Source organism: Acuticoccus sp. I52.16.1, from assembly GCF_022865125.1.
GTDB lineage: Bacteria > Pseudomonadota > Alphaproteobacteria > Rhizobiales > Amorphaceae > Acuticoccus.
Window position 1 is genome coordinate 613436 of sequence record NZ_CP094828.1, and the last position, 22922, is coordinate 636357.

Genomic DNA, 22922 nt, shown 5'->3' on the forward strand with positions numbered 1-22922 from the left:
CGTCTCAGCCGGCGAAGACGAGGGCCACCAGCCACATGCCGAGGCCGAACACGGTGTGCGCCGAGAGATTGACGGCCCGCACGGTCCATTTGTTGGGCCGGCGCGACGCGGCGAAGCCCGCGCCCATGGCCGGCGCCATGACGAGCCAGCCCGCCAGCACCGTGACCCAGCCGACGATCAATGCGGGCAGCAGCGTCGGCGCGTCGAGCCAGCCGAGCCCCGCCACGATCACCACGACGCCGACATAGAGGATGCCGATGAGATAGTGCATCGTCCACCCGACGGCCGTCTCGCCGGGGATCGAGGCGGCGTCGGCGATGCTGGCGTGGACGAAGGTGCCGCGCGGCATGTGGGCGAACCAGCGCCCGCCCATCGTCCAGTTGGCGCCCGGCAGGCCCAGCCGCGCCAGCAGCATCAGATACAGGTCGAAGATCGCGGTCGCGCCGACGCCGATGAGAACGATGCGCAGGAAATCGAGCAACGGTATTCTCCGTCTTGTCGTGTTGTTGGGGTGCCGGCGGACGCACCGCCGGCCCGGATGCGGGAGGCCACCCGCGCCGCGGCGGCGATGACGCCGCCCGCCGCCGGGAGACGGCGGGTTATTCCGCCGCCATCCCCATGCGCTGCGTCTCCATCTCTTCCATCGCCCGGCGATAGTCGACCGGCATCACCTTGACGAACTTCGGCCGGAAGACGTCCCAGTGGTCGAGGATCTGCTGGCCGCGCGCCGATCCGGTCCACTTGACGTGGTTCTGGATCATCGTCAGCAGGCGCTCCTCGTCGTGGTGCGTCATGTTCACCGAGACGTCGACACGGCCCTTGGTCTCGAGGTCGCCGCCGTGATGGTGCAGACGCTCCATCAGGTCGTCCTCCTCGAGCACCGGCTCCAGCTCGACCATGGCGAGGTTGCAGCGCTTCTTGAAGTCGCCCTCCTCGTCCAGCACGTAGGCGACACCGCCCGACATGCCGGCCGCGAAGTTGCGCCCCGTGTAGCCCAGCACGGCCACCGCGCCGCCGGTCATGTATTCGCAGCCGTGGTCGCCGCAGCCTTCCACCACCGCCACAGCACCGGAGTTGCGCACGGCGAAGCGCTCGCCCGCCACACCCGCAAAGTAGGCCGACCCGGCGATGGCGCCGTAGAGCACCGTGTTGCCGACGATGATCGACTCGGTCGGGACGATCATCGAGTCCGGCCGCGGCCGCACGATGATGCGCCCGCCGCACAGGCCCTTGCCGACATAGTCGTTGGCGTCGCCCGTCAGCTCCAGGGTCACGCCCGCGGCCAGCCACGCGCCGAACGACTGGCCCGCGGTACCGGCGAGCTTCACGACGATGGTGCCGTCGTGCAGGCCCTCCATGCCGTGCGCCTTGGCGATCTCGCCCGACAGCATGGCGCCGACGGTGCGGTCGATGGAGTTGACCTCGCGCTCGATCACCACCGGTTCCTCGCTGGCGATGGCGGCCTGCGATTCGGCGATGAGCTGGCGGTCGAGCACGGTCTCGATCGGGTGGAGCTGGCGCGTGGTGTTGCGCTGCTCCTCCATCGGCTCGGGCATCTTCACGAAGACCTTGCGGAAATCGAGGCCCTTGGCCTTGTAGTGGTCGAGCAGGCGGTGCTGGTCGAGCGTGTCGACCATGCCGATCGCCTCGTCCATGGTGCGGAAGCCGGCCGCGGCGAGGTAGGTGCGCACCTCCTCGGCCACGAAGAACATGAAGTTGATCACGTGCTCCGGCAGGCCCTTGAAGCGCCGGCGCAGCACCGGATCCTGCGTCGCCACGCCCACCGGGCAGGTGTTGAGATGGCACTTGCGCATCATGATGCAGCCGGCCGCGATCAGCGGCGCGGTCGAGAAGCCGAACTCGTCGGCCCCCAGCAGCGCGCCGATGAAGACGTCGCGCCCGGTCTTCAGCCCACCGTCGACCTGGAGGCGGATGCGGCTGCGCAAGCCGTTGGCGACCAGCGTCTGGTGCGCCTCGGCGAGGCCCATCTCCCAGGGCGAACCGGCGTGCTTGATCGAGGTGAGCGGCGAGGCGCCCGTGCCGCCGTCGTAGCCGGCGATGGTGATATGATCGGCCCGCGCCTTGGCGACACCGGCCGCCACCGTGCCGACCCCCACCTCGGAGACGAGCTTGACCGAGATGTCGGCCGCCGGGTTGACGTTCTTCAGGTCGAAGATGAGCTGCGCCAGATCCTCGATCGAGTAGATGTCGTGGTGCGGCGGCGGGGAGATGAGGCCCACACCCTGCGTCGAGTGGCGCAGCTTGGCGATCACCGCGTCGACCTTGTGGCCGGGGAGCTGGCCGCCCTCGCCGGGCTTGGCCCCCTGCGCCATCTTGATCTGGATCTGGTCGGCGTTGACCAGATACTCGGTGGTGACGCCGAACCGGCCGGACGCGACCTGCTTGATCGCCGAGCGCTTGGACGCGCCCGACGGCAGCGGCCGGAAGCGGTCCGGATCCTCACCGCCCTCACCCGTGTTCGACTTGCCGCCGATCTGGTTCATGGCGAGCGCCAGCGTCTCGTGCGCCTCCTTGGAGATGGCGCCGAGCGACATCGCGCCCGTGACGAAGCGCTTCACGATGTCGGCGGCGGACTCCACCTCCTCGACCGGGATCGCCGAGCGGCCGGTTTCCGCGGCATCCTTGATGCGGAAGAGCCCGCGCACGGCGAAGCGGCCCGCGTCGTCGTTGATGAGGCGCGAATACTCGTCGTAACGGTCCTGGGCGTTGCCGCGCACCGCATGCTGCAGGTTGGCCACCGCATCGGCATGCCAGAAGTGGTGCTCGCCGCGCGTACGGAAGGCGTACTCGCCGCCGACCTCGAGGTGACGCGCCATCAGGACGTCGTCCGAGAAGGCGATCCTGTGGCGCCGCACGGTCTCCTCGGCGACCTCCATCAGGCCGACACCCTCGATCGTGGTGGCGGTGCCGAAGAAGAACCGGTCGACGAAGTCCTGGGACAGGCCGACCGCGTCGAAGATCTGCGCGCCGCAGTAGGACTGGTAGGTGGAGATGCCCATCTTGGACATCACCTTCAAAAGACCCTTGTCGATCGACTTGATGTAGCGCTGCACGATCTCCTGATCGTCGACCTCCTCGGGGAAGCCCTTGTGCAGCTCGGTCAGCGTCTCGAACGCGAGGTAGGGGTTGATCGCCTCCGCGCCGTAGCCGGCGAGGACCGCGAAGTGATGCACCTCGCGCGGCTCCCCCGTCTCCACCACCAGACCGACCGAGGTGCGCAGGCCCTTGCGGATGAGGTGATGGTGGACGCCCGCCGTCGCCAGCACCGCCGGAATCGCGATGCGCGAGCGCGACACCAGCCGGTCCGACAGGACGATGATGTTGTACCCGTCGCGCACGGCCTTCTCGGCCCGGTCGCACAGGCGGTCGATCATGTCGGCCATGCCCTCCGCGCCCTGCTCGGCGGGGTAGGTGATGTCCAGCGTCTTGGTGTGGAACTGGTCGTCGGCGATGTCGCCGATCTCGCGGATCTTCTCCAGGTCGTCGTTGGTGAGGATCGGCTGGCGCACTTCCAGACGCTTGCGCTTGGTCTGCCCTTCGAGGTCGAAGAGGTTGGGGCGCGGGCCGATGAACGACACCAGGCTCATGACGAGTTCCTCGCGGATCGGGTCGATCGGCGGGTTCGTCACCTGGGCGAAGTTCTGCTTGAAGTAGGTGTAGAGCAGCTTGGAGCGGTCCGACAGCACGGAGAGCGGCGTGTCGGTCCCCATCGAGCCGAGCGCCTCCTGCCCGGTGATCGCCATCGGGGAGAGAAGCAGCTTCAGGTCTTCCTGCGTGTAGCCGAACGCCTGCTGCCGGTCGAGCAGCGACTCGTTGGTGCGCGGCGCGCGCGAGCGGACCGCCTGCTGGTCCTCCAGCACGATCTGCGTCTTGTCGAGCCAGGCCTGGTACGGCTTCTCCGAGGCGAGCTGGCGCTTGACCTCCTCGTCGGAGATGATGCGGTGCTCCTCGAGGTCGATCAGCAGCATCTTGCCCGGCTGCAGGCGCCACTTGGTCTTGATGCGGCTGTCGTCGATCGGCAGCACGCCGGCCTCCGAGCCCATCACCACCAGCCCGTCGTGGGTCACGCAGTAGCGCGCCGGCCGCAGTCCGTTGCGGTCGAGCGTGGCGCCGATCTGGCGGCCGTTGGTGAAGACGATCGCCGCCGGGCCGTCCCACGGCTCCATGAGGGCGGCGTGATACTCGTAGAAGGCGCGGCGCTCGTCCGACATCAGCGGGTTGCCGGCCCACGCCTCGGGCACCAGCATCGCCATCGCGTGGGCGAGCGAGTGCCCGCCCTGGACGAGGAATTCCAGCGCGTTGTCGAAGCAGGCGGTGTCGGACTGGCCCTCGTAGGAGATCGGCCACAGCTTGGAGATCTCGTCGCCGAAGAGCGACGAGGACGCCGTCGCCTGACGCGCGGCCATCCAGTTCTTGTTGCCGCGCAGCGTGTTGATCTCGCCGTTGTGGGCGACCATCCGGAACGGATGCGCGAGGCCCCAGGAAGGGAAGGTGTTGGTCGAGAAGCGCTGGTGGATCAGCGCCATCGCCGACTTGAAGCGCTCGTCCGTCAGGTCGCGGTAGTAGGCGCCGAGCTGATGGGCGAGGAACATGCCCTTGTAGACGATCGTGCGGCACGACAGCGAGCAGATGACGAAGCCGTGCTCGGCGGGCGATTCGCCGCCGTAGACGGTGTTCGAGATCACCTTGCGCAGGATGAACAGGCGCCGCTCGAAGTCGGTCTCGTTGTCGATCCCCGGGCCGCGGGCGACGAAGAACTGCTTGATCACTGGCTCGGACGCGGCGACCGACGCCGACAGGATCTCGGAGTTCACCGGAACGTCGCGCCAGCCCAGCAGCGTCTGCCCCTCGGCGGCGATCACCTCTTCCACGACCGCGGTCTTGGCGACGTGTTCGGGCGGCAGGAAGATCATGCCGACGGCATACTCGCCCTGCGGCGGCAGCGTGAAGCCGAGCCGCTCGGATTCGGCACGGAACATCTCGTCCGGCATCTGCATCAGCAGGCCGGCGCCGTCACCCATCTCCGGGTCCGCCCCCACCGCGCCGCGATGGGTCAGATTGACCAGAATCTCCAGGCCCTGTTTGACGATCTCGTGCTTGGCGACATTGTTGATGTCGGCGATGAAGCCGACTCCGCACGCGTCGTGCTCCTTGTCGGCCCGATAGAGGCCCTCGGTCGGAGCGCGACGGGTCGCGGTGGTCGGCGCGTGAGAGCGTGCGATGGGCAACAACTGGGTCATCGTCAATCTCCTTCAGCCCGCCGCCAAGCGGGCACGCCTCTTGTTCGGGTCGCTCGTCTCCCTCAGGACGAGCGGCTCGAGCACCCGTCCTGATTGTTCGGAGGCTCGGCACGCGCTGACACCGTCGGCCGCGCGGCAGGTCGGTATAGCGTGTTTGTGCGTAGGCGCAAACGGCGGCTCGTCCGGGACGCATCATGCAAGCGCGCGGCCAACCCGCCAATACCCCCGCACGCGCCCCGACTGTCGCCCGCGACGCTTACAGGTTGAACGGCAGCCACAACGCGAGCTGCGGGAACACGGTAATCGCCAGCACCGTCAGGAGCATCAGCGCCAGGAAGGGCAGGATCCCGCGCGACACCTCGGTCAACGTTCCGTTGCCGACCGCCTGGATCACATAAAGATTCAATCCCACCGGCGGCGTGATCAGCGCGCACTCGACCATGATGACGAAGAAGACGCCGAACCAGATCGGGTCGATCCCCAGCGGAATCAAGGCCCCGGCCAGCACCGGCACCATGATGAGAAGGAGCGACAGGCTCTCCATCACCAGCCCCATGATGAGGAGCACCACCGCCACCGCCATGATGAAGAGGCTCGGCGAGGCGATCGTGTCGATGATGAAGGACGAGACGTCCTGCGGGATGCGGTAGAGCGCGATCGCCTTGCCGAACACCTTGGCGCCGGCGACGATGAGGAGGATCGCCACCGTCGTGCGCATCGACATCACGGTCGCTTCCCACAGCGCCCGCAGCGTCAGGGTCCGCAACACGATGCCGGTGACGAAGAGCGCGCCGGCGAAGCCGATGGCGGCCGCCTCGGTCGGCGTATACCAGCCGCGATAGATGCCGGTGATGACGAGGCCCGACAAGAGGATCGTCGGGAAGGCGCGCACGCCGGTCTGCCGCCGCTCGGCCCAGGTCGCCTTCTCCACCCGCTCCAGCTGCGGCTGCGTGCGCGCGTAGAGGATCGAGTAGATGATGAAGAGCACGATCATGATCAGCCCCGGCCCGACACCGGCGATGAAAAGCGCCAGCACCGATTCCTCGGTGATCACGCCGTAGATGATCATGATCAGGGATGGCGGGATCAGGATGCCGAGCGTGCCGCCTGCGGCCAGCACGCCGAAGGTGAAGTGCCGCGGGTAGCCGCGCGACGTCATCTCCGGGATCGCGACCGTGCCGATGGTGGCCGCCGTCGCGACCGAGGAGCCGGAGATCGCCGCGAAGACGCCGCAGGAGAGGATCGTCGCCACAGCGAGGCCGCCGGGAAGGTGCCCGACCCAGGCTTGCAGCGCGGCGAAGAGGTCGCGCCCCACCCCGCCCTTCAGCATGACGTTGGCCATCAAGAGGAAGAGCGGCACGGCGACGAGGACGAACGAGTCCATCGCCGACAGGAGCCCCGCCGGCGCCATCAGCGGCGAGAAGCCGCCGAGCGCCAGGAGGATGATGCCGAGCCCGCCCAGAACGAAGGCGACGGGGATACCCGTCAACAACAGCAGGAAGAGCGCGACGAGAATGGCAATCGAGATCACGGGCGGGCCTCCTCGGTCGGACGCCCGGCCGCGACGGTGCGTGCGCGGCCCGCCTCTATCGGCGCCGCCGGCGTGAAGACCACCGGGTCGAGATGTTCGGGATCCCAAATATGATCAAAGAACAACTTTGAGTGTCCCATTGTGAGCCGCATCTCGCAAATTCGGGTGCCGGCCGCCGGGTCGGGGCGAGCCACGAAGGGGGGTCAGAGTTCGATGTGATCGGACGCGGCGGTGGCCACACCCTGGCGCGGGACCGCGAAGATCAGCGCCACCGCCTGGATGGCGATCAGCGCGAAACCGAGCGGCACCGAGGCCTGGCTCACCCACGACGGCAGGTCGAGCATCGACCCCACGGTGCGACCGCGCTCGAACGAGTTCCAGGCGATCGGCGTGCCGTGCCAGGCCACGAAGCCGGAGATCACCGCCACGAAGACGAGGCTGAACACCTCCATCACGTTGCGCAGTGCCGGGGGCAGCTTTTCGGTGATGACCGTGACGCGGATGTGGTCGCCCCCGCGAAGGAGGGCCGCGCTCCCGATGAACACGGCCCAGATCATCGCCAGGCGCGAGAGCTCTTCGGCCCAGATCGTCGGCGCGTTGAAGAAGTAACGCGCCACGACCTCGTATGTGAGCATGACACCGATCGCGAACAGGAGAACCGACGCGATCGCCGCCGTGACCTGAGCCACTCCCCGCATGGCAGTTCCTTAGAGGTTCTTGGCCGCGTCGTAGACCGTCTGGCCGAGGTCGCCCGACTCCGACAGCCACTTCTCGATCACCGGCTGCGAGGCGGTCTTCCAGGCCTCGATCTCCTCCGGCGTCGGGTCGTAGACCGTCATGCCGTGCTCTTCGGCCTGCGCGTAGGCGTCGGCCTCGATCTGGCTCATCTCGTCACGGACCGACGTCTCGGCCGCGCCGGCCGCCTCGGTGATCCACATCTGCTCCTGCTCGGAGAGACCTTCCCACCAGTCCTGGTTGACGACGACGATGAACTCGATGTCGGCGACGTTGACGCGGGTGATGGTGTCCATCACGTCCCACAGCGAGCGCGAGGAGACGCCCGACACACCCGTCATGCCGACGTCGACCGTGCCGCGCTGGTAGGCGAGGAACTGCTCGGAGCCGGAGATGAGGGTGGGCGCACCGCCGACGGTGTCGATCCACTCGCCCAGCCACTTGCCGAACACGCGCGCCTTCTTGTTCGCCATGTCCTCGGGCGTGGCGATGGGCTCGTCGTTCGACAGGAGGACGACCGAGCCGTACGCCTGCCACCACAGCACCTTGTTGCCGGTCTCGGCGATGGCGTCGTCGATCGCCGAGCGAACCGGCGAGCCCGGCGCCACGGCCGCGCGGACCTTTTCCTCGGTGTTGAGGAGGAAGGGCATGTAGAAGACGTCGACCGCCGGAATTTCGCCGACGAAGCGCGTCAGCGAGGCCACGCCCGCCTCGATCTGGCCGGAGCCGACCGCCTCGGGCACCTCGTTGTCCTTGTAGAGCTGGGCCGAGTCGTAGATCTCGACGTTGATCTCGCCCTCGGAGATCTTCTCGACCTCCTCCTTGAAGAACAGGAGGTTCTGGCCGAGGTGCGACTTCAGCGGAAGCTGCAGTGTGATGCGCATCGTGGTCTCGGCCGACGCGGGCAGCGACAGTCCGGCGAGCGCCACGCCGGCGAGCGCGCCGGCGATCCATTTCTTCGTCATAGGTCCTCCCTGGGATGCGCCGTTGGCTCGGCGCCGTCTCATTGTCGCCACCATGGGCGAACAAGGAGGCCATATGTCAAGTGGTTGAGCGATGAACCCTCAGGCGACGGCCGCCAGCGGAACCGTTTCGGCCGGCATCTCGCCCATGCCGCGACCGGTGCGGCCCCAGTTGCGCCCCGGCGCGTTCAGCCACGACTGCGCATTGTGCGACAGGCCCGAGCACACGTCGCGCTGCAACGCGCCGACGAAGGTCTTGTCTCCCGGCGCGAGAATGGTGCGGATGAGGCGCGTCACGGTCTCGCTGTCCCGCGCCGAATCGATCAGCCAGAACTCGGAACCGACGCGATAGACGTCGTTGAAGAGGACACGCAGCCGAAGATCGACGCCGGAGCCGTCGCGGTTGCGGGGGGACACGAACACCGAGTGGATTGCCATCTGCCTCGCTCCATTCTTGGTTGATCAAGCGTGACCAATTCTGGTTAACGCCCTCCTAACGAGCGTCGGCGGTGACGCTCACCGGCGTGTCGAGGCTGGGGAAAAATCCACCGCGCCAACCCCGCGGCGACCCTTGTAGCGGCCCACCGCCACGCATATTAGCGAGCCATGGCACGCCCTCCCCTACTGTCCTTGCAGGATATCGCGCTCACCTTCGGCGGCACTGCGCTGCTGGAGACGGCCTCGCTGCAGCTCGCCCCCGGCGAACGCATCGCGCTGGTCGGCCGCAACGGCTCCGGCAAGTCGACGCTGTTGAAGATCGTCGCCGGGCTGGTCCAGGCCGATTCGGGCCAGCGATTCGTCCAGCCGGACGCCACCGTGCGCTACCTCGCCCAGGAGCCGGACCTCTCCGCCTACCCGACCGTGCTCGACTATGTGGTCTCCGGCCTCGCCGAGGGGGACGACCAGCACGCCGCCCGCGCCACGCTCGAATCGCTCGGCCTCGACGCCGATGCGGCGCCCGGACCCATGTCGGGTGGTGAAATCCGCCGTGCCGCCCTCGCCCACGCGCTGGCGCCGGACCCGGACGTCCTCCTGCTGGACGAGCCGACCAACCACCTCGACATCGCCGCCATCGCCTGGCTGGAGGCGACCCTCGTGGAGCGCCGCAAGTCGCTCGTCCTCATCAGCCACGATCGGCGCTTCCTGGAGGAGCTGTCCACCGCGGTCGTCTGGCTCGATCGCGGCAAGACGCACCGGATGGACCGCGGCTTCGCCGCGTTCGAGGACTGGCGCGACGAGATCCTGGCCGCCGAGGAGGACGAGCGCCGCCGCCTCGACAAGAAGATCGAGCAGGAGCAGGAGTGGGTGCGCTACGGCGTCACCGCGCGGCGCAAGCGCAACATGGGCCGCCTGCGGAAGCTGCAGGACCTGCGCACCGAGCGGCGCGAGCAGCGCAAGGTCACCGGTCTCGCCGACATGCAGCTCGCCGGCGCCGAGCGCTCCGGCAAGCGGATGATCGTCGCCGAGGGCCTCGCCAAGTCCTTCGGCGACAAGACCGTTGTGGCGGATTTCTCCACCACCATCATGCGGGGCGACCGGGTCGGCCTCGTCGGCCCCAACGGCGTCGGCAAGACGACGCTCATCAACATGCTCCTGGGCCGCCTGGCGCCCGATACCGGCAAGATCACCTACGGCACCGACCTCAAGGTGAACCTCCTCGACCAGCGGCGCGAGGCGCTGGACCCGACGACCCCGCTGCGTCAGGCGATCAGCCCGGCCGGCTCCGACCAGATCACCGTCGGCAACACCACCAAGCACGTCGCCGGTTACCTGAAAGACTTCCTGTTCACGCCCGAACAGTTCAACACCCCCGTCGGCGCGCTGTCGGGCGGGGAGCGGATGCGGGTCCTGCTGGGCCGTGCCTTCGCGATGCCCTCCAACATCCTGGTGCTGGACGAGCCGACCAACGATCTCGACCTCGAGACGCTGGACCTCCTCGCCGAGGTGATCGGCGACTACGACGGCACGCTCCTGCTGGTCAGCCACGATCGCGACTTCATCGACCGCACCGTGACGACGACGCTGGTGGCGGACGGCGACGGCCGCTGGAGCGAGTATCCGGGCGGCTATTCCGACATGCTGGTGCAGCGTGGCGAGGCGCCGGTGCGGGCGGTGGAGAACACCGGCCCCGCCAAGGCGAAGAAGCCGAAGGAGGACAAGCCCGCCGCGCCGAAGAAGGCCGCCAAGCTCTCCTTCCGCGAGAAGCACGACCTCGAAACGCTGCCGGCCAAGTTGGAGGCGCTGGACGCTGCGATCGCCGAGCTGAGCGACGCGCTGGCCGACCCGAGCCTCTACGCCAGGAACCCCACGCGGTTCGAGACGCTGACCGGCGACCTCGCCACCCGGCAGGCCGAGAAGGACGCCGCCGAAGAGCGCTGGCTGGAGCTGGAAATGAAGCGCGAGGAGCTGGAAGCGGGGTGATCCGCCGTCGCGGCGGCCGGAGCCACGCCCGGTGACCGCCTCTCCGCCCCCCATCCGCGTCACGGACCCGGACGACCCGGCGATCGCGCTCTTCCGCGACATCCGCGAGCGGGACAGGATCGGCCGGGACGGTGTCTTCATCGCCGAGGGGCTCTCGGTGCTGACGGTGCTCTTGGAGCGTTCGCCGCTGGAGACGCTGGCGCTGCTGGTCGAGGAGAGCCGGGTGGCGCGCCTCCCCGTGCTGGCACGCCGGGGCGCCGCGCCGCTCTACGTGGCCCCGCAGAGCGTCGTCGACACGATCGCCGGCTTCCACCTGCATCGCGGGATCCTCGCCGCCGGCCGGGTCCCGGCGCCGCGCCCGCTGGCCGCGCTGCCGGCGGGACCGCTGCGCCTGCCGGTGCTGGTCAACCTCGCCAATCACGACAATGTCGGCGGCATCTACCGCAATGCGGCCGCGTTCGGTGCGGCGGGCGTGGCGATCGACGCGACGACGGCCAACCCCTTTTACCGCAAGGCGATCCGTGTCGGCGCGGGGGCCCCGCTGACGGTACCGACCTACACCGCCGGGGACGATCTCGTGGCTGCGCTGCGTGCGGCCGGCCTCACCCCCTACGCGCTGACACCGGGTGCCGACGCCCGCCTCGGCGCCACGCCGCTCGCCGAACGCGCGGCCTTCCTGCTGGGCACGGAGGGCCCCGGCCTGCCCGAGGCGCTGATCGCATCGGCCGAGCCGCTGGCGATCGCGATCGCGCCGGGCGTCGACAGCCTCAACGTCGCGACCACCGCCGGCATCGCGCTCCACGCCCACGCCCTGCAACACGGCCTGTAGCCGACCCACGGCGAACTCTCGCAAGGATGCGCAGGCGGCGTCGCGGCCGACGTGCCGGGCGCGCCGGGCGCCGCCGATGCGCGGCGGGTCAGGCGACCGAAGGCGGTTCGCTGCGCTGGAGGGGGAGGACGTTCGCCTCGGTCATGGCGGAATGGTCGGCCCGGAGGGCCTGGTCGCGGAGGCGCTCCAGAAGCGCCTTCTCGCGCTGCGTCACCGCCCAGACGATACGCGGCGCGAGGTAGCGGGCGGCGACCCGCGGCGAGAGCCGGCAGACCATCCGACTCGCACACCAATAATTGCGCAACTCGTAGCTTACGGACATTGCCCTGCACCTAAGTTCAGTGAATTGCCGATCAGGCTAACCTTTGGGTCATGGGCCAGAAAGGCCATCGGCGGAATAGCTGTTTGGCGGGAACCAAGCGGCGCGTCGTGTTGTTAAGTAAATTGGTCCACGATGTCAGCACCCTAGCACGTCCCGGAAATGACGACGGCCCGCCCGTTGTCCCCGATCGCGGGCCTCCCCGCCCCGCGACGGGACGCGTCAATGCCCCTCAAAGGCCATCACCGCGAAGGTGGCGACGCCGATGTCGGCCAGCCGCCGGGCGCCCCCCAGCTCGGGCAGGTCGATCGCGAAGGCCGCCAGCGGCACCGTACCGCCGGCGCGCTGGATCAGCCGGGCCGCGGCGATCGCGGTGCCTCCGGTCGCGATCAGATCGTCCACCAGAAGCACCGTCGCGCCGCCGTCGGGAATGGCGTCCCTGTGGATTTCCACCTCGTCGGTGCCGTACTCCAGCGCGTACTCTTCGCGATAGACCTCGGCGGGGAGCTTGCCGCACTTGCGAATCGGCACGAACCCCTTGCCCATCTTCAGCGCCAGCGCGCCGCCCAGGATGAAGCCGCGCGCGTCGATCCCGGCGACGAGGTCGAACCCCTGCCCGGCCGCGTGCCCGGCGATCGCGTCCACCGTGCGCGCCAACCCGTCGGCGTCGCCGAACAGGGTCGTCACGTCACGGAAGACGATGCCCGTCTTGGGATAGTCGGGGATCGCCCGCACCATCTCGCGCAGGTCGCGCGTCGTCTGGCTCATGGTCAGGTCCTGTGGAGGACGCGGCCGGCAACCGCGTCGAGTTTGGCGACGAGCGCCGGGTCGCGCGCTTCCGGCGCGGTGATGATGGCGAACTCCAGCGCCGTGTCCGACCCCGTGGAGCAGGGCTGGCGCGTCGGCGGGGTCGCCACGGCGAGGGCCTGGACCAGCGCGCGCGCCGCGTCGCCGTTGGCCCGCATGGTGGTGATGATCTGCTGGATGTCGACCTCGCCGTGGTCGGGGTGCCAGCTGTCGAAGTCTGTCACCATGGCGACGGTGGCGTAGGCGATCTCGGCCTCGCGGGCGAGCTTGGCCTCCGGCATGTTGGTCATGCCGATCACGTCCGCCCCCCAATTGCGGTAGAGGTGCGATTCGGCCAGCGAGGAGAACTGCGGCCCCTCCATCGCGAGGTAGGTCCCGCCGCGATGGCAGACGACGCCCGCGACGTCCGCCGCCGCGGCGATGCGGTCGCCCAAGTCGCGGCTGACGGGATGGGCCATCGACACATGCGCCACGCAGCCCGCCCCGAAGAACGACTTTTCGCGCGCGAAGGTGCGATCGATGAACTGGTCGACGATCACGAACGTCCCCGGCGGCAGGTCCTCGCGCAGCGAGCCGCAGGCCGAGAGCGAGACGAGGTCGGTCACACCGGCGCGCTTCATCACGTCGATGTTGGCGCGATAGTCGATCTGCGTCGGGCCGAGGCGGTGGCCGCGGCCGTGGCGGGGCATGAACACGATCCGGGTGTCCGCCAGGGTGCCGACGAGGACCCGGTCGGACGGCTCGCCCCACGGGCTTTCCACCGTCTCCCACGTCCCCTCGAGGCCTGGCAGGTCATAAAGTCCCGACCCGCCGATGATGCCGAGCACAACGTCCATCAGCTCTCCTCGTCCTCCTGCGGCGCGTAGTCGACGCGCGTCAAAACAAGGCCGACCGCCGGAGCGACCGGACCGCAGGCCGGCCGCGAGCGGGCCGCCAGCGCCGCCGCGACGTCCCGCGGCTGCCAGCGGCCGATGCCGACTTCGACCAGCGTGCCGACCATGGACCGAACCTGATTGTGAAGGAAAGAGCGCGCGCTGGCCCGCACCTCGATCCGTTCGCCCGAACGCGTCACGTCGAGCCGGTCGAGCGTGCGCAGCGGGCTCTTGGCCTGACACTGCGCGGCGCGGAAGGTGGTGAAGTCGTGCCGGCCGACGAGGTGGGCGGCGGCCGCGTTCATCGCCGCGACGTCGAGCGGCTGCGGCACCCGCCATGCGGCACGCTCGAGCGCCAGCGGCGGCCGGCGGTTGACGATGCGGTAGAGGTAGTGCCGCGCGCGGGCGGAGTGGCGCGCGTCGAAGTCGTCGCCCACGCGCTCGGCCGAGAGGACGGCGACCGGCTCGGGCCGCAGGTGGGCGTTGACCGCGTCGCGCACGGTGTCGGCGCGCCAGTCCTTGGCGAGGTCGACGTGGGCCACCTGGCCGGTGGCGTGGACGCCGGTGTCGGTGCGCCCGGCGCCGTGGACGCGGGTCGCCGTGCCGACGAACTTCTCCAGCGCGTCCTCCAGCGCCTCCTGCACGGCGCGCCCGGTCTCCTGGCACTGCCAGCCGACATAAGGCGTCCCGTCATATTCGATGGTGAGCTTGTAGCGCGGCACGGCAGCTGGCGATCGGTTGCGGGGCGGCCTCGATGGCGGCGTCGCCGGCGGGCTCCCCCGGCCTAACCGGCAGCCGCGGCGAAGTCCATCTCGCCGCGCCGCTCAGCGCTCGAACCGGTCGCCCGGGCCGATGCGGGCGCCGCGCAGGAAGGCATCCGCCTCCACCGGCGACTTGCCGGCCCGCTGGACCCGCACGAGACGCACCGCGCCGCGCCCGCAGGCGACGGTCAGACGGTCGTCCAGCACCTCGCCCGGCGCGCCCGTCCCGTCGGCGAGGGTCGCGCGCAGCACCTTCAGCCGCTCCGGTTTGCCGCCGATCTCGATGGTCGCGTGGGCGCCCGGCATCGGGTTGAGGCCGTGGATGTGGTTGCGCACGGTCTCGGCGTCGGCGGTGAAGTCGATCGGCGCCTCGGCCTTGTCGATCTTGTGGGCGTAGGTGACACCCTCCTGCGGCTGCGGCGTCATCGTCAGCGCCTCGCGCTCCAGGCCGGCGAGGGCGCGGACCATCAGGTCGGCGCCGAGGCGCGAGAGGCGGTCGGTCAGGTCGGCGGCGGTGTCGTCCGGTCCGATCGGCGTGCGCTCCACCATGGCGACCGGGCCGGTGTCGAGGCCCTTCTCCATGCGCATGACCGCAACGCCCGTCTGCGCGTCGCCGGCCATGATGGCGCGGGCGACCGGCGCCGCGCCACGCCAACGCGGCAGCAGCGAGGCGTGGACGTTGAAGGCCCCCAGGGGCGCCGAGTCGAGCACCGCCTGCGGCAGGATCAACCCGTAGGCGACGACCACCAGCACGTCCGCCTCCAGCGCCTCGATCGCGCCGGCCTCCTCTTTCAAGGACGTCGGATGGCGCACCTCGATGCCCAGCGCGTCGGCCGCCTCGTGCACCGCCGAGCGGCGCTCGGCCATGCCGCGGCCGGCCGGACGCGGCGGCTGGGTGTAGACGGCCGGGATCTCGTGCCCCTGGCCGGCGATTTCCATGAACGTCGGCACCGCGAAGGAGGGCGTGCCCATGAAGACGACGCGCATCATGCCGTCACCCGCGGGCGAGCGGACGGACCGCGGCGCACCGGCTGCGCGAATCGGGTCGGGGTCACCATCACGCGCCGAGCTTGGCTTGCTTGGCGAATTTCTTCAGCACCCGCTCCCGCTTCAGCCGGGAGAGATAGTCGACGAAGAGGACGCCGTTCAGGTGGTCGATCTCGTGCTGCAGGCAGGTGGCCAGCAGGCCGTCCGCGTCCACGGTCCGCTCCGCGCCCTCGCGGTCGAGGTAGCGCACGGTGACGCGGGCCGGACGCTCGACGTCTTCGGTATAGTCGGGGATCGACAGGCAGCCTTCTTCGTAGACGGAGGTTTCCTCCGAGCGGGCGACGATCTCGGGGTTGATCAGCACCATCGGCGCAGGCTCGGCGTCGTCCTCCGTCGCCACGTCCAGGACGACGAGGCGCTCCGAGATGCCGATCTGCGGCGCGGCGAGGCCGATGCCGGGCGCGGCATACATGGTCTCGAGCATATCGTCGGCCAGTGACTTGATCCGATCGTCGACGGCGGTCACAGGCTCTGCCACACGCCGCAGCACGGGATCGGGGATGATGAGGATCGGACGTTTCGCCATGGGCGGCAGATATGACGCGCGTGGGCGGCGGTCAATTGTCAAACGGCCCGCCAATTGCCTATGAGACCTCTACCATGACAACGCTTTTCCTCTCCGCCGACTGGGGACAGGACGAATGGCTCGCCGCCTGGCAGGCCGTCGCCCCGAACCGCCCGCTCCTCGTCCACGGCCGGGACGACTACGACCCCGCCGGCATCGACTACGCGCTGACCTGGAAGCCGCCGCGCGGCGTCCTGAAGACGCTGCCGAACCTGAAGGCGATCTTCAACATGGGCGCCGGCGTCGACGGGGTGATCGCCGACCCGGAGTTTCCGGCCGTGCCGCTGGTGCGCCTCGTCGACCCGGACCTGACCTCGCGGATGGGCGAGTGGGTCGTCCTTCAGGTGCTCACTCACTTCCGCCAGGCGCTCACCTACCTGGACTTCCAGGCGAAGCACGAGTGGACCGAGCTGACGCAGCCCGCCGCGCACTCCGCCCGCGTCGGGCTGATGGGCTACGGCACCCTCGCCCGCCACTGTGCGCCGATCCTCCTGGCGCTCGGCTTCAACGTCCACGGCTGGTCCCGCTCGCCCAAGTCGAGCGACATCACCCTCCACTACGGCGACGACGGGCTCGACCATTTCCTCGCCCGGACCGACATCCTCGTCTCGCTGCTGCCGCTGACCGAGGGCACGCGCGGCATCCTCGACGCGGCGCTGATCGCCAAGCTCGGCGGCGGCAGTCCGCTGGGGCCGGTGCTCGTCAACGCCGGCCGCGGCGGCCTGCAGAACGAGGCGGACATCCTGGCCGCGCTGAGGTCGGGCGCGCTGAAGGGTGCCTCGCTCGACGTCTTCAACGAGGAGCCGCTGCCGGCGGGAGACCCGATGTGGGACGGGCCCAACCTCGTCATTACCCCCCACGTCGCGGCGGCCTCCGACCCGGAGGCCACCGTCGCCAACATCATCCGCCAGATCGACGCCTACGAGAGCGGCCAGCCGCTGCAGAACGTCGTCGACCTCGCGCGCGGCTACTGAGGAGAGTGAGATGACCTTCGACCTCGTCATCACGGGGGGCACGATCGCGACGGCCGCGGATGTGTTCAAGGCCGACGTCGGCATCAAGGACGGCGTCGTGACGGCGCTGGGGATCGGCCTTGAGGGCGCCGAGACGATCGACGCGACGGGCCAATACGTCCTGCCGGGCGGTATCGACAGCCACGTCCACATCGACCAGCCCTCCGGCGAGGGCATCACCATGGCCGACACGTTCGAGACCGGCACCCTCTCCGGCCTCTTCGGCGGCAACACCACGCTGCTCCCCTTCTGCATCCAGGAGAAGGGCAAGTCCCTGCGCGAGGCGCTGACCCAGTACCACGCCAAGGCCGAGGGCAACTGCTACACCGACGTCTCCTTCCACCTCGTCATCTCCGACCCGTCCGAGGCGGTGCTGGGCCAGGAGCTGCCGGCGGCGGTCGAGGATGGGTACACCTCGTTCAAGGTCTTCATGACCTACGAGAACCTTCGCCTGAACGACGCCGAGATCCTCGCCGTGATGGACACCGCCCGGCGCACCGGCGCGCTCGCCATGGTCCACTGCGAGAACGAGGACGCGATCCGCTTCCTGATCGACCGCCACGTCGCCGAAGGCCGCCTCGAGCCGGCCTCCCACGCCACGACCCGGCCGCTGGCGGTGGAGCGCGAGGCGACGCACCGCGCCATCTCGCTCGCCGAGGTGGTCGACGTGCCGGTCGTCATCGTCCACGTCTCCAACGGGGCGGCGATGGAGGAGATCGAGCGGGCGCGGGCGCGCGGCATGAACGTCACCGGCGAGACGTGCCCGCAGTACATCCGCCTCACCGAGAAGGACCTCGAGGGCATGAACTGGGAGGGCGCCAAACAGGTCTGCTCCCCGCCCCCGCGCACCGAGGCCGAATGGGAGAACATCTGGCGCGGCATCGAGAACGGCGTGTTCGACGTCTTCTCCTCGGACCACTGCCCGTTCCGCTACGACGACGACCACGGCAAGCTGAACCCCAAGGGCCGAACCGATTTCCGCCACATCCCCAACGGCATTCCGGGGGTCGAGACGCGTTTGCCGATCCTCTTCTCCGAAGGCGTCTCCAAGGGCCGGATCGACATCAACCGTTTCGTGGCGCTGACGTCGACCAACCACGCCAAGACCTACGGCCTCTATCCGAAGAAGGGCACGATCGCGGTCGGTTCGGACGCCGACATCGTGCTGTGGGATCCGCAGGCGCAGACCACCATCCGCCACGCCGACCTTCACGGCGGGTCCGACTATACCCCTTACGAGGGGCTGGAGGTCAAAGGGCTGCCGAAGACGGTGATCCTGCGCGGCAAGGTGATGGTGAAGGACGGCGCGCTGACCGGCACCAAGGCCGACGGCAAGTACCTGCCGCGCGAGAAGTCGATGAAGGTACGCCGCAAGGGTTGAGCGGCGCGCCCCGCGGGGCCGGGGCGCCGGTGACGACGGGCGTGGACGATGCGCGCGGGAGGATGCCTCGCACCGGGCGGGCGGTCGCAATCGGCGGCCGCGCGCCCTATGGTGTTCATCCGTGGCTCAGGGTCGCCTTGGCAGACCCTCGCCCACGGCCGGTCCCTGTGCGAGGCGACGGCCGGCCGATCCATCGAGGTTGAGCGCTCCCGTCGCGCCGACGGGGGTCCGGGAGTATGACCGATGAGGCGTCTTGCCCTTCTCGCCCTGCCGCTGGCGGTGGCGAGCGCAATGGCGACAGCGACGGCCCCAGCACGCGCGCAGAACTATACCACCGCGCTGCAGCTGACGCCGGACGAGCGGCGTGCCCTGGAAAGCCGCCTGTCCACGATCCTCGACTATGCCCAGGACAATCAGGTCGCGCGGTTCGAGCTGCCCGGCGGCGGGCAGGCCGCGATCCGCCCCTACCGCGCCGTGCGCGGCAGCAACGGCCGGCTGTGCCGCGGCTACCGGGTCGACGTCGACAGCCTCGCCGGCCGCTCCGCGGTGGACGGGTACCGTTGCCGCGAGGGGCAGGCCTGGGTGATCGCCGAGCCGGAGACGACCCTGCAGCAGGCCGGGCCGCTCGACCTGCGCACCCCCGGCGCCCCCCCGGCGTCCGAGGTGACGCCACCGCCGGGCTCCTTCGCCGACCGGATGCGCGAACGCCTGGGCAACCCCAATGCGCCGTACGACGGCGAGCCCGAGCCCGAGCCCGAGAACGCGTCCCTCTTCGGCCCCGGCGAGGTTCCGCCCCTGCCCCGCAAGGCGCCGGCGCGCGTCGCCACCGCCGCGCCGCCGGCCGACGCTGCCGGCAGGCCGGCGCCGACCGCGCCAGCCACGACGGACAGCGCCGCGCCTCCCGGCAACGCCGACATCGCGACCGCCGCGCCGCAGATCACCGCCCGCCCCGCCGAGCCACAGGACACCACCGCGGGCGCCGGCGACACCGGCGGCGCCGCGACCACCAGCGACGCCGGGGACACGGGGGACGCTGGCGGTGGACCCGGCGAGACGAGCCTGGTGCGGCAGAACTCCGTCTCCAGCGCCGACGCCGACACGCCCCCGAACGACACCTTCGCGCCGACCGTGCGGGCCCGCCTCACCACCGACCGTGCCGAGCCCGCCGCCGCTCCCTCCGCCTCCGCCCCCGCCGCACCGCCACGCGACGTGACCCCGCGCGGCGACGGCCCAACCGGCACCGGGCCGGTCGACGTCGCGGCGACGGACACCACGCGCGTCGTCGGCGCGCCGGTCGCCGGGCCGCCTGGCGGCGACGCGACCGACGAGCGCGTCGTCGCCGCGCTGAAGGAACTCGACTATCTGCCCGCGAGCACGGACGGCTCGTCGAGCGCGGTGCAGGACGCGATCGGCGACTTTGCCCGCGACGAGCGTTTCGCCCTTCCCGTCCCCGCCACGACGCTGCTCGCCCGCCTCAACGACGCGCTGGACCGCTCCGGCTCGCTCCCGGTGTGCACCACCGACACGCAGACGATGTGCATCGCCCCCTGATCCGGTGATGCCGGCGCCCGGCCGGTCTGCCGCCCCTTGCGTGCGGAGCGGCACGCCGGCCGCACCGGTCGTCGCTTCGCACGGTTGGGCGGACGGGGTGGGCCGCGCGTGGGGCCCGCAGGGGCGAGGCGTCCGCGGCGCCGCGCCGGGCACCGCGCTCCGGGGACGCACTCAGGGGACGCGGCTGACGGTGGCCTGCGTCGGCGCGCGCACGGTGCGCACGGCCAGCGAGGTGTCGGTTGTCATCGGCACGCGCACGCGCTGGGCGGCATTGCCGGTGAAGACCTCGCCGTCGAGGCGGATGCGGTAGGTGCCGTCGGCGTCGATCAGCACCGTGCCGGACTCGGCGGGGATCGAGACCCAGCCGTCGTCGGCCGTCACCGTGATCGCGTCGCGGCCCATGAGCCCGGAGGCGGTCCGCTGGAAGAGCCCGAAGTCGGCGAGGCCGCTCTGCTCCAGGTAGACCGCCGCGCCGCCGATGCCGACGAGCGCCACCAGCGCCACGACCACCGTGCCGAAGAGCCCTTTGGAGACGCTGCGCCGCCGCGGCACGACGAGGATTTCGCGCGTGCGCGGCTCGGCCACCACCACCCGGCGCGGCCGCTTGGGCGCACCCGCCGGCGCGACGCTGAGGCCGGTGCCCGCCTCGCGCCCACTCGCCCGCGAATGGCCGGGGACGATCGCCGCGACGTCGAAGTCGGACGGGGCGTCCTGTGGGCCGGTGCGCTGGGGCGCTTCGTCGCCGGTGTCCTCGGCGTCCTCGCCATCCTCGTCGGCCTCGGGGTCCGGCGCGTCGCCGTCGCCCGGCTCGGTCTCGTCGGCCCACTGGACACGGCCGCGGCCGCCGGCCCGCTCGGTGCCGGGGCGCGTGGCCCCGAGATCGGCCGTGCGCCGGTCTTCGGCGCCGACACCGACGTCGATCCACACTTCGGAATCGTCTTCGGCCGCGTCGGTCGCCGCCGGCGCGTGCGGCGCGTCTCGTTCGGCAGCGTTCTCCGGGGGCGGCGGCGGCGCGGGCTCGAACAGCTCGTCGCCGAGGGCGCCTTCGAGGCGGGAGGCGATATCGCCCGGCGCGACGGGTCGAGGCCGCGTGCGCCGACCGGGGTCGACCGCTGCGGGCGAATCGGGCGTCGTCGGCGTGTTCGGGGTCCCGGTGGGGAAATCGATCCCGCACACCGGGCACCGATAGGCGCCGGACACGACCGGTTCGCCGCACGCGCGGCAGCGGAAAAAGGCTCGCGAGGCCAAATACGCCCCCTCGTTCACAGACTGTCCGGCGAATGCCACCAACGGCAGCGCCGGTCAAACCAAACGCGGCGACGCCCCGATCGGGTCCCGCCCGACCGGCCGCACGACCTTAGCCCGAATTTCGATGCAGTCGGCAACATCCCGTCGCCGCGTCACGGTGCCGGGCGGGCGGCGCGCCTGCGGCGGGTGCGCGCGCCGATCCGCCGGCTGCCGCCGGTGTCAGACGCGCAGCGCGCTGCGCAGGCGCTCCGGGTCGGGCATGCCGCCCTGTACCAGCTCCGGATTGTCGCCGGCGGTGTAGATCTTGAGGATGCCGCAGTTGAAGATGCGGTCGACGAAGGTCTGGTCGACGCGCACCGTGCGGATCGATTCCAGCTCGATCTCCAGCCGCTCCTTGTTGAAGACGCCGCGCGTCAGCAGGACGCGCTCGTCGCCGACGGTCAGCAGCGTGCACTTCTTCTTGATGTACCAGACCAGCAGCCACACGATGCCGACCCCCACCGGGATCAACAGACACGCCAGGATGAAGCGCCCCGGCTCGTCCGCGAACATGCGCGGGTGTTCCTGGTAGCGAGGCTTGGGGACGTTGTCGGCAGTCACATCGGTCATCGATTTCAGCGCTTTCTGTCGGTCAGGCGTCTGGGCCGTCCGGCGGGCGGCCCCCGGCGAGCAACCCGCGAGGCCCCACAATGGTTGCCTTGGTGGCGGGAGTGCAAGTCTAGCCTGGGGTCTCGCGCGCGGCACGCAACATGGTGCGCAGCCGGGTCGGATCCGGCAGGCCGCCCTGGTCGATGTCGGGCACGTCGCCGGTGGTGTAGACCTTGAGGATGCCGCAGTCGAAGACGCGGTCGACGAGCGTCTGGTCGATCCGCACGGTGCGAATCGAGCTCATCTCCACCTCGATGCTCTCCTTGCTGAAGATGCCCCGGCGCAGGGTCACCCGCTCGTCGTCGATCGTGACGACGGTGCTGCGGTTGATGACCCACCACACGATCAGCCACACGAGGCCGACGCCGAGCGGCACCAGCAGGCAAGCGAGGATGAAGCGCCCCGGCTCGTCGGCGAACATGGTGGGGTGTTCTCGGTAGAGAGGGGGCGTCATGCGCGCGTCCGGTGCTGCATCAGTGTTCACGCAGCAATATAAGCGCGCGATGTCAGACGCATACCCCTTACCGCCTCAGCTTCGCGTGAGGGGGGATTGGGACCGGCCCGGCGGCGCGGTGTCCGGCAGGGTCGCCGGCGGGATCCCGGACGGGGTCTCCGGGCGGCGCGTGGGTCAGTGGACGTGCTGGTGCGTGACCAGGCGCCAAGTGCCCGCCGAGATGAGCTGTTGATAGCACACGACGACCGAATGCAACTTGCCGTCAATCTCGCGCTTCCAGAAGTCTAGGAACGTTTCCAGGACCGGAAACTCGGGTGCGCAGTCGTATTCCTGCCAGATGTAACTTTGGAGAATCGCCGGATGGTCCGGCAGGCGGTAGAGGATTTCCGCGGTTGTCAAGCTGTAGCCGGCGAGTTGCCGTTCCAACGCTGTCGCCATTGGTCTCTCCAGGTCGAACAAACAAAAGTCTGCCACGAGATCTGACAAAGGCAAGCCGGCGAATGAATTTTAAGCAAGC

Annotated in this window: 21 protein-coding genes; 5 read left to right on the forward strand and 16 right to left on the reverse strand. The window is 69.9% G+C overall.

Features of this window, described 5'->3' with window-relative positions; all coding sequences use genetic code 11:
* Window positions 1–4: 4 nt before the first annotated feature.
* The 6 genes from MRB58_RS02805 to MRB58_RS02830 form a co-directional block, all read right to left on the reverse strand.
* Window positions 5–481: a DUF2938 family protein gene (locus MRB58_RS02805; RefSeq protein ID WP_244780183.1), complete on the reverse strand. Its 477-nt coding sequence runs from the start codon at window positions 479–481 to the stop codon at window positions 5–7.
* Between the two features lie 118 nt (window positions 482–599).
* Window positions 600–5261, reverse strand: coding sequence for a glutamate synthase large subunit (gene gltB, locus MRB58_RS02810; protein WP_244780184.1), 4662 nt, complete (start codon window positions 5259–5261; stop codon window positions 600–602).
* A gap of 256 nt (window positions 5262–5517) precedes the next feature.
* Entirely contained in the window at window positions 5518–6792 is a 1275-nt protein-coding gene (locus MRB58_RS02815; protein WP_244780185.1) for a TRAP transporter large permease, read from the reverse strand.
* Window positions 6793–6995: 203 nt separating this feature from the next.
* Entirely contained in the window at window positions 6996–7490 is a 495-nt protein-coding gene (locus MRB58_RS02820) for a TRAP transporter small permease (protein WP_244780186.1), read from the reverse strand.
* A 9-nt stretch (window positions 7491–7499) separates the two neighbouring features.
* A complete protein-coding gene (dctP, locus tag MRB58_RS02825; RefSeq protein ID WP_244780187.1) occupies window positions 7500–8492 on the reverse strand; it encodes a TRAP transporter substrate-binding protein DctP in 993 nt (330 codons plus the stop codon).
* 99 nt (window positions 8493–8591) lie between these two features.
* A complete protein-coding gene (locus tag MRB58_RS02830) occupies window positions 8592–8927 on the reverse strand; it encodes a hypothetical protein (RefSeq protein WP_244780188.1) in 336 nt (111 codons plus the stop codon).
* Between the two features lie 168 nt (window positions 8928–9095).
* Between MRB58_RS02830 and MRB58_RS02835 the strand changes: the two genes are divergently transcribed.
* Window positions 9096–10910 carry an ATP-binding cassette domain-containing protein gene (locus tag MRB58_RS02835; RefSeq protein WP_244780189.1) on the forward strand — a complete coding sequence of 605 codons (1815 nt, stop codon included), beginning with the start codon at window positions 9096–9098 and terminating at the stop codon, window positions 10908–10910.
* Between the two features lie 31 nt (window positions 10911–10941).
* Entirely contained in the window at window positions 10942–11739 is a 798-nt protein-coding gene (locus MRB58_RS02840) for an RNA methyltransferase (RefSeq protein ID WP_244780190.1), read from the forward strand.
* Between the two features lie 88 nt (window positions 11740–11827).
* On the opposite strand, the gene MRB58_RS02845 is transcribed toward MRB58_RS02840, so the two are convergent.
* The 6 genes from MRB58_RS02845 to def form a co-directional block, all read right to left on the reverse strand.
* Complete coding sequence (locus MRB58_RS02845; RefSeq protein WP_244780191.1) at window positions 11828–12061, reverse strand: hypothetical protein; 234 nt, start codon at window positions 12059–12061, stop codon at window positions 11828–11830.
* 219 nt (window positions 12062–12280) lie between these two features.
* A complete protein-coding gene (locus MRB58_RS02850) occupies window positions 12281–12826 on the reverse strand; it encodes an adenine phosphoribosyltransferase (protein WP_244780192.1) in 546 nt (181 codons plus the stop codon).
* A gap of 2 nt (window positions 12827–12828) precedes the next feature.
* Window positions 12829–13704 (reverse strand): S-methyl-5'-thioadenosine phosphorylase, encoded by an 876-nt coding sequence (locus MRB58_RS02855; RefSeq protein ID WP_244781876.1) that lies wholly within the window; start codon window positions 13702–13704, stop codon window positions 12829–12831.
* Window positions 13701–14459 carry a tRNA pseudouridine(38-40) synthase TruA gene (truA, locus tag MRB58_RS02860; protein ID WP_244780193.1) on the reverse strand — a complete coding sequence of 253 codons (759 nt, stop codon included), beginning with the start codon at window positions 14457–14459 and terminating at the stop codon, window positions 13701–13703. Before truA ends, MRB58_RS02855 begins: the two co-directional genes overlap by 4 nt.
* A gap of 102 nt (window positions 14460–14561) precedes the next feature.
* The gene (fmt, locus tag MRB58_RS02865; protein WP_244781877.1) at window positions 14562–15485 is read right to left on the reverse strand and encodes a methionyl-tRNA formyltransferase; all 924 of its coding nucleotides are present in this window, start codon (window positions 15483–15485) and stop codon (window positions 14562–14564) included.
* Window positions 15486–15555: 70 nt separating this feature from the next.
* On the reverse strand, window positions 15556–16071 hold the full coding sequence (def, locus tag MRB58_RS02870; RefSeq protein WP_244780194.1) for a peptide deformylase: 516 nt from the start codon (window positions 16069–16071) through the stop codon (window positions 15556–15558).
* A gap of 74 nt (window positions 16072–16145) precedes the next feature.
* On the opposite strand from def, the gene MRB58_RS02875 reads away from it, so the two are divergent.
* The 3 genes from MRB58_RS02875 to MRB58_RS02885 all read left to right on the forward strand — a co-directional run bounded on the left by MRB58_RS02875 (window position 16146) and on the right by MRB58_RS02885 (window position 20055).
* Window positions 16146–17084, forward strand: a complete 939-nt coding sequence (locus MRB58_RS02875) for a glyoxylate/hydroxypyruvate reductase A (protein WP_244780195.1) — start codon at window positions 16146–16148, stop codon at window positions 17082–17084.
* Window positions 17085–17094: 10 nt separating this feature from the next.
* The gene (hydA, locus tag MRB58_RS02880; protein WP_244780196.1) at window positions 17095–18504 is read left to right on the forward strand and encodes a dihydropyrimidinase; all 1410 of its coding nucleotides are present in this window, start codon (window positions 17095–17097) and stop codon (window positions 18502–18504) included.
* A gap of 243 nt (window positions 18505–18747) precedes the next feature.
* The gene (locus MRB58_RS02885; protein WP_244780197.1) at window positions 18748–20055 is read left to right on the forward strand and encodes a hypothetical protein; all 1308 of its coding nucleotides are present in this window, start codon (window positions 18748–18750) and stop codon (window positions 20053–20055) included.
* 171 nt (window positions 20056–20226) lie between these two features.
* Here MRB58_RS02885 and MRB58_RS02890 read toward each other — a convergent pair whose 3' ends face one another.
* From MRB58_RS02890 to MRB58_RS02905, 4 genes are all read right to left on the reverse strand, one after another.
* Window positions 20227–21255 (reverse strand): hypothetical protein, encoded by a 1029-nt coding sequence (locus tag MRB58_RS02890; RefSeq protein ID WP_244780198.1) that lies wholly within the window; start codon window positions 21253–21255, stop codon window positions 20227–20229.
* A gap of 267 nt (window positions 21256–21522) precedes the next feature.
* Complete coding sequence (locus tag MRB58_RS02895; RefSeq protein ID WP_244780199.1) at window positions 21523–21912, reverse strand: PH domain-containing protein; 390 nt, start codon at window positions 21910–21912, stop codon at window positions 21523–21525.
* Between the two features lie 109 nt (window positions 21913–22021).
* Window positions 22022–22405: a PH domain-containing protein gene (locus MRB58_RS02900; protein ID WP_244780200.1), complete on the reverse strand. Its 384-nt coding sequence runs from the start codon at window positions 22403–22405 to the stop codon at window positions 22022–22024.
* 174 nt (window positions 22406–22579) lie between these two features.
* On the reverse strand, window positions 22580–22843 hold the full coding sequence (locus MRB58_RS02905; protein WP_244780201.1) for an usg protein: 264 nt from the start codon (window positions 22841–22843) through the stop codon (window positions 22580–22582).
* Window positions 22844–22922: the final 79 nt, after the last annotated feature.

Excerpts from the sequence above, each read along its gene's own strand:
- MRB58_RS02820 (WP_244780186.1), bottom strand. The coding sequence starts at position 7,490 with ATGCGGGGAGTGGCTCAGGTCACGGCGGCGATCGCGTCGGTTCTCCTG.
- MRB58_RS02835 (WP_244780189.1), top strand. The coding sequence starts at position 9,096 with ATGGCACGCCCTCCCCTACTGTCCTTGCAGGATATCGCGCTCACCTTC.
- hydA (WP_244780196.1), top strand. The coding sequence starts at position 17,095 with ATGACCTTCGACCTCGTCATCACGGGGGGCACGATCGCGACGGCCGCG.
- dctP (WP_244780187.1), bottom strand. The coding sequence starts at position 8,492 with ATGACGAAGAAATGGATCGCCGGCGCGCTCGCCGGCGTGGCGCTCGCC.
- MRB58_RS02830 (WP_244780188.1), bottom strand. The coding sequence starts at position 8,927 with ATGGCAATCCACTCGGTGTTCGTGTCCCCCCGCAACCGCGACGGCTCC.
- MRB58_RS02905 (WP_244780201.1), bottom strand. The coding sequence starts at position 22,843 with ATGGCGACAGCGTTGGAACGGCAACTCGCCGGCTACAGCTTGACAACC.
- MRB58_RS02845 (WP_244780191.1), bottom strand. The coding sequence starts at position 12,061 with ATGTCCGTAAGCTACGAGTTGCGCAATTATTGGTGTGCGAGTCGGATG.
- def (WP_244780194.1), bottom strand. The coding sequence starts at position 16,071 with ATGGCGAAACGTCCGATCCTCATCATCCCCGATCCCGTGCTGCGGCGT.
- MRB58_RS02875 (WP_244780195.1), top strand. The coding sequence starts at position 16,146 with ATGACAACGCTTTTCCTCTCCGCCGACTGGGGACAGGACGAATGGCTC.
- fmt (WP_244781877.1), bottom strand. The coding sequence starts at position 15,485 with ATGCGCGTCGTCTTCATGGGCACGCCCTCCTTCGCGGTGCCGACGTTC.
- gltB (WP_244780184.1), bottom strand. The coding sequence starts at position 5,261 with ATGACCCAGTTGTTGCCCATCGCACGCTCTCACGCGCCGACCACCGCG.
- MRB58_RS02885 (WP_244780197.1), top strand. The coding sequence starts at position 18,748 with ATGAGGCGTCTTGCCCTTCTCGCCCTGCCGCTGGCGGTGGCGAGCGCA.
- MRB58_RS02900 (WP_244780200.1), bottom strand. The coding sequence starts at position 22,405 with ATGACGCCCCCTCTCTACCGAGAACACCCCACCATGTTCGCCGACGAG.
- MRB58_RS02895 (WP_244780199.1), bottom strand. The coding sequence starts at position 21,912 with ATGACCGATGTGACTGCCGACAACGTCCCCAAGCCTCGCTACCAGGAA.
- MRB58_RS02850 (WP_244780192.1), bottom strand. The coding sequence starts at position 12,826 with ATGAGCCAGACGACGCGCGACCTGCGCGAGATGGTGCGGGCGATCCCC.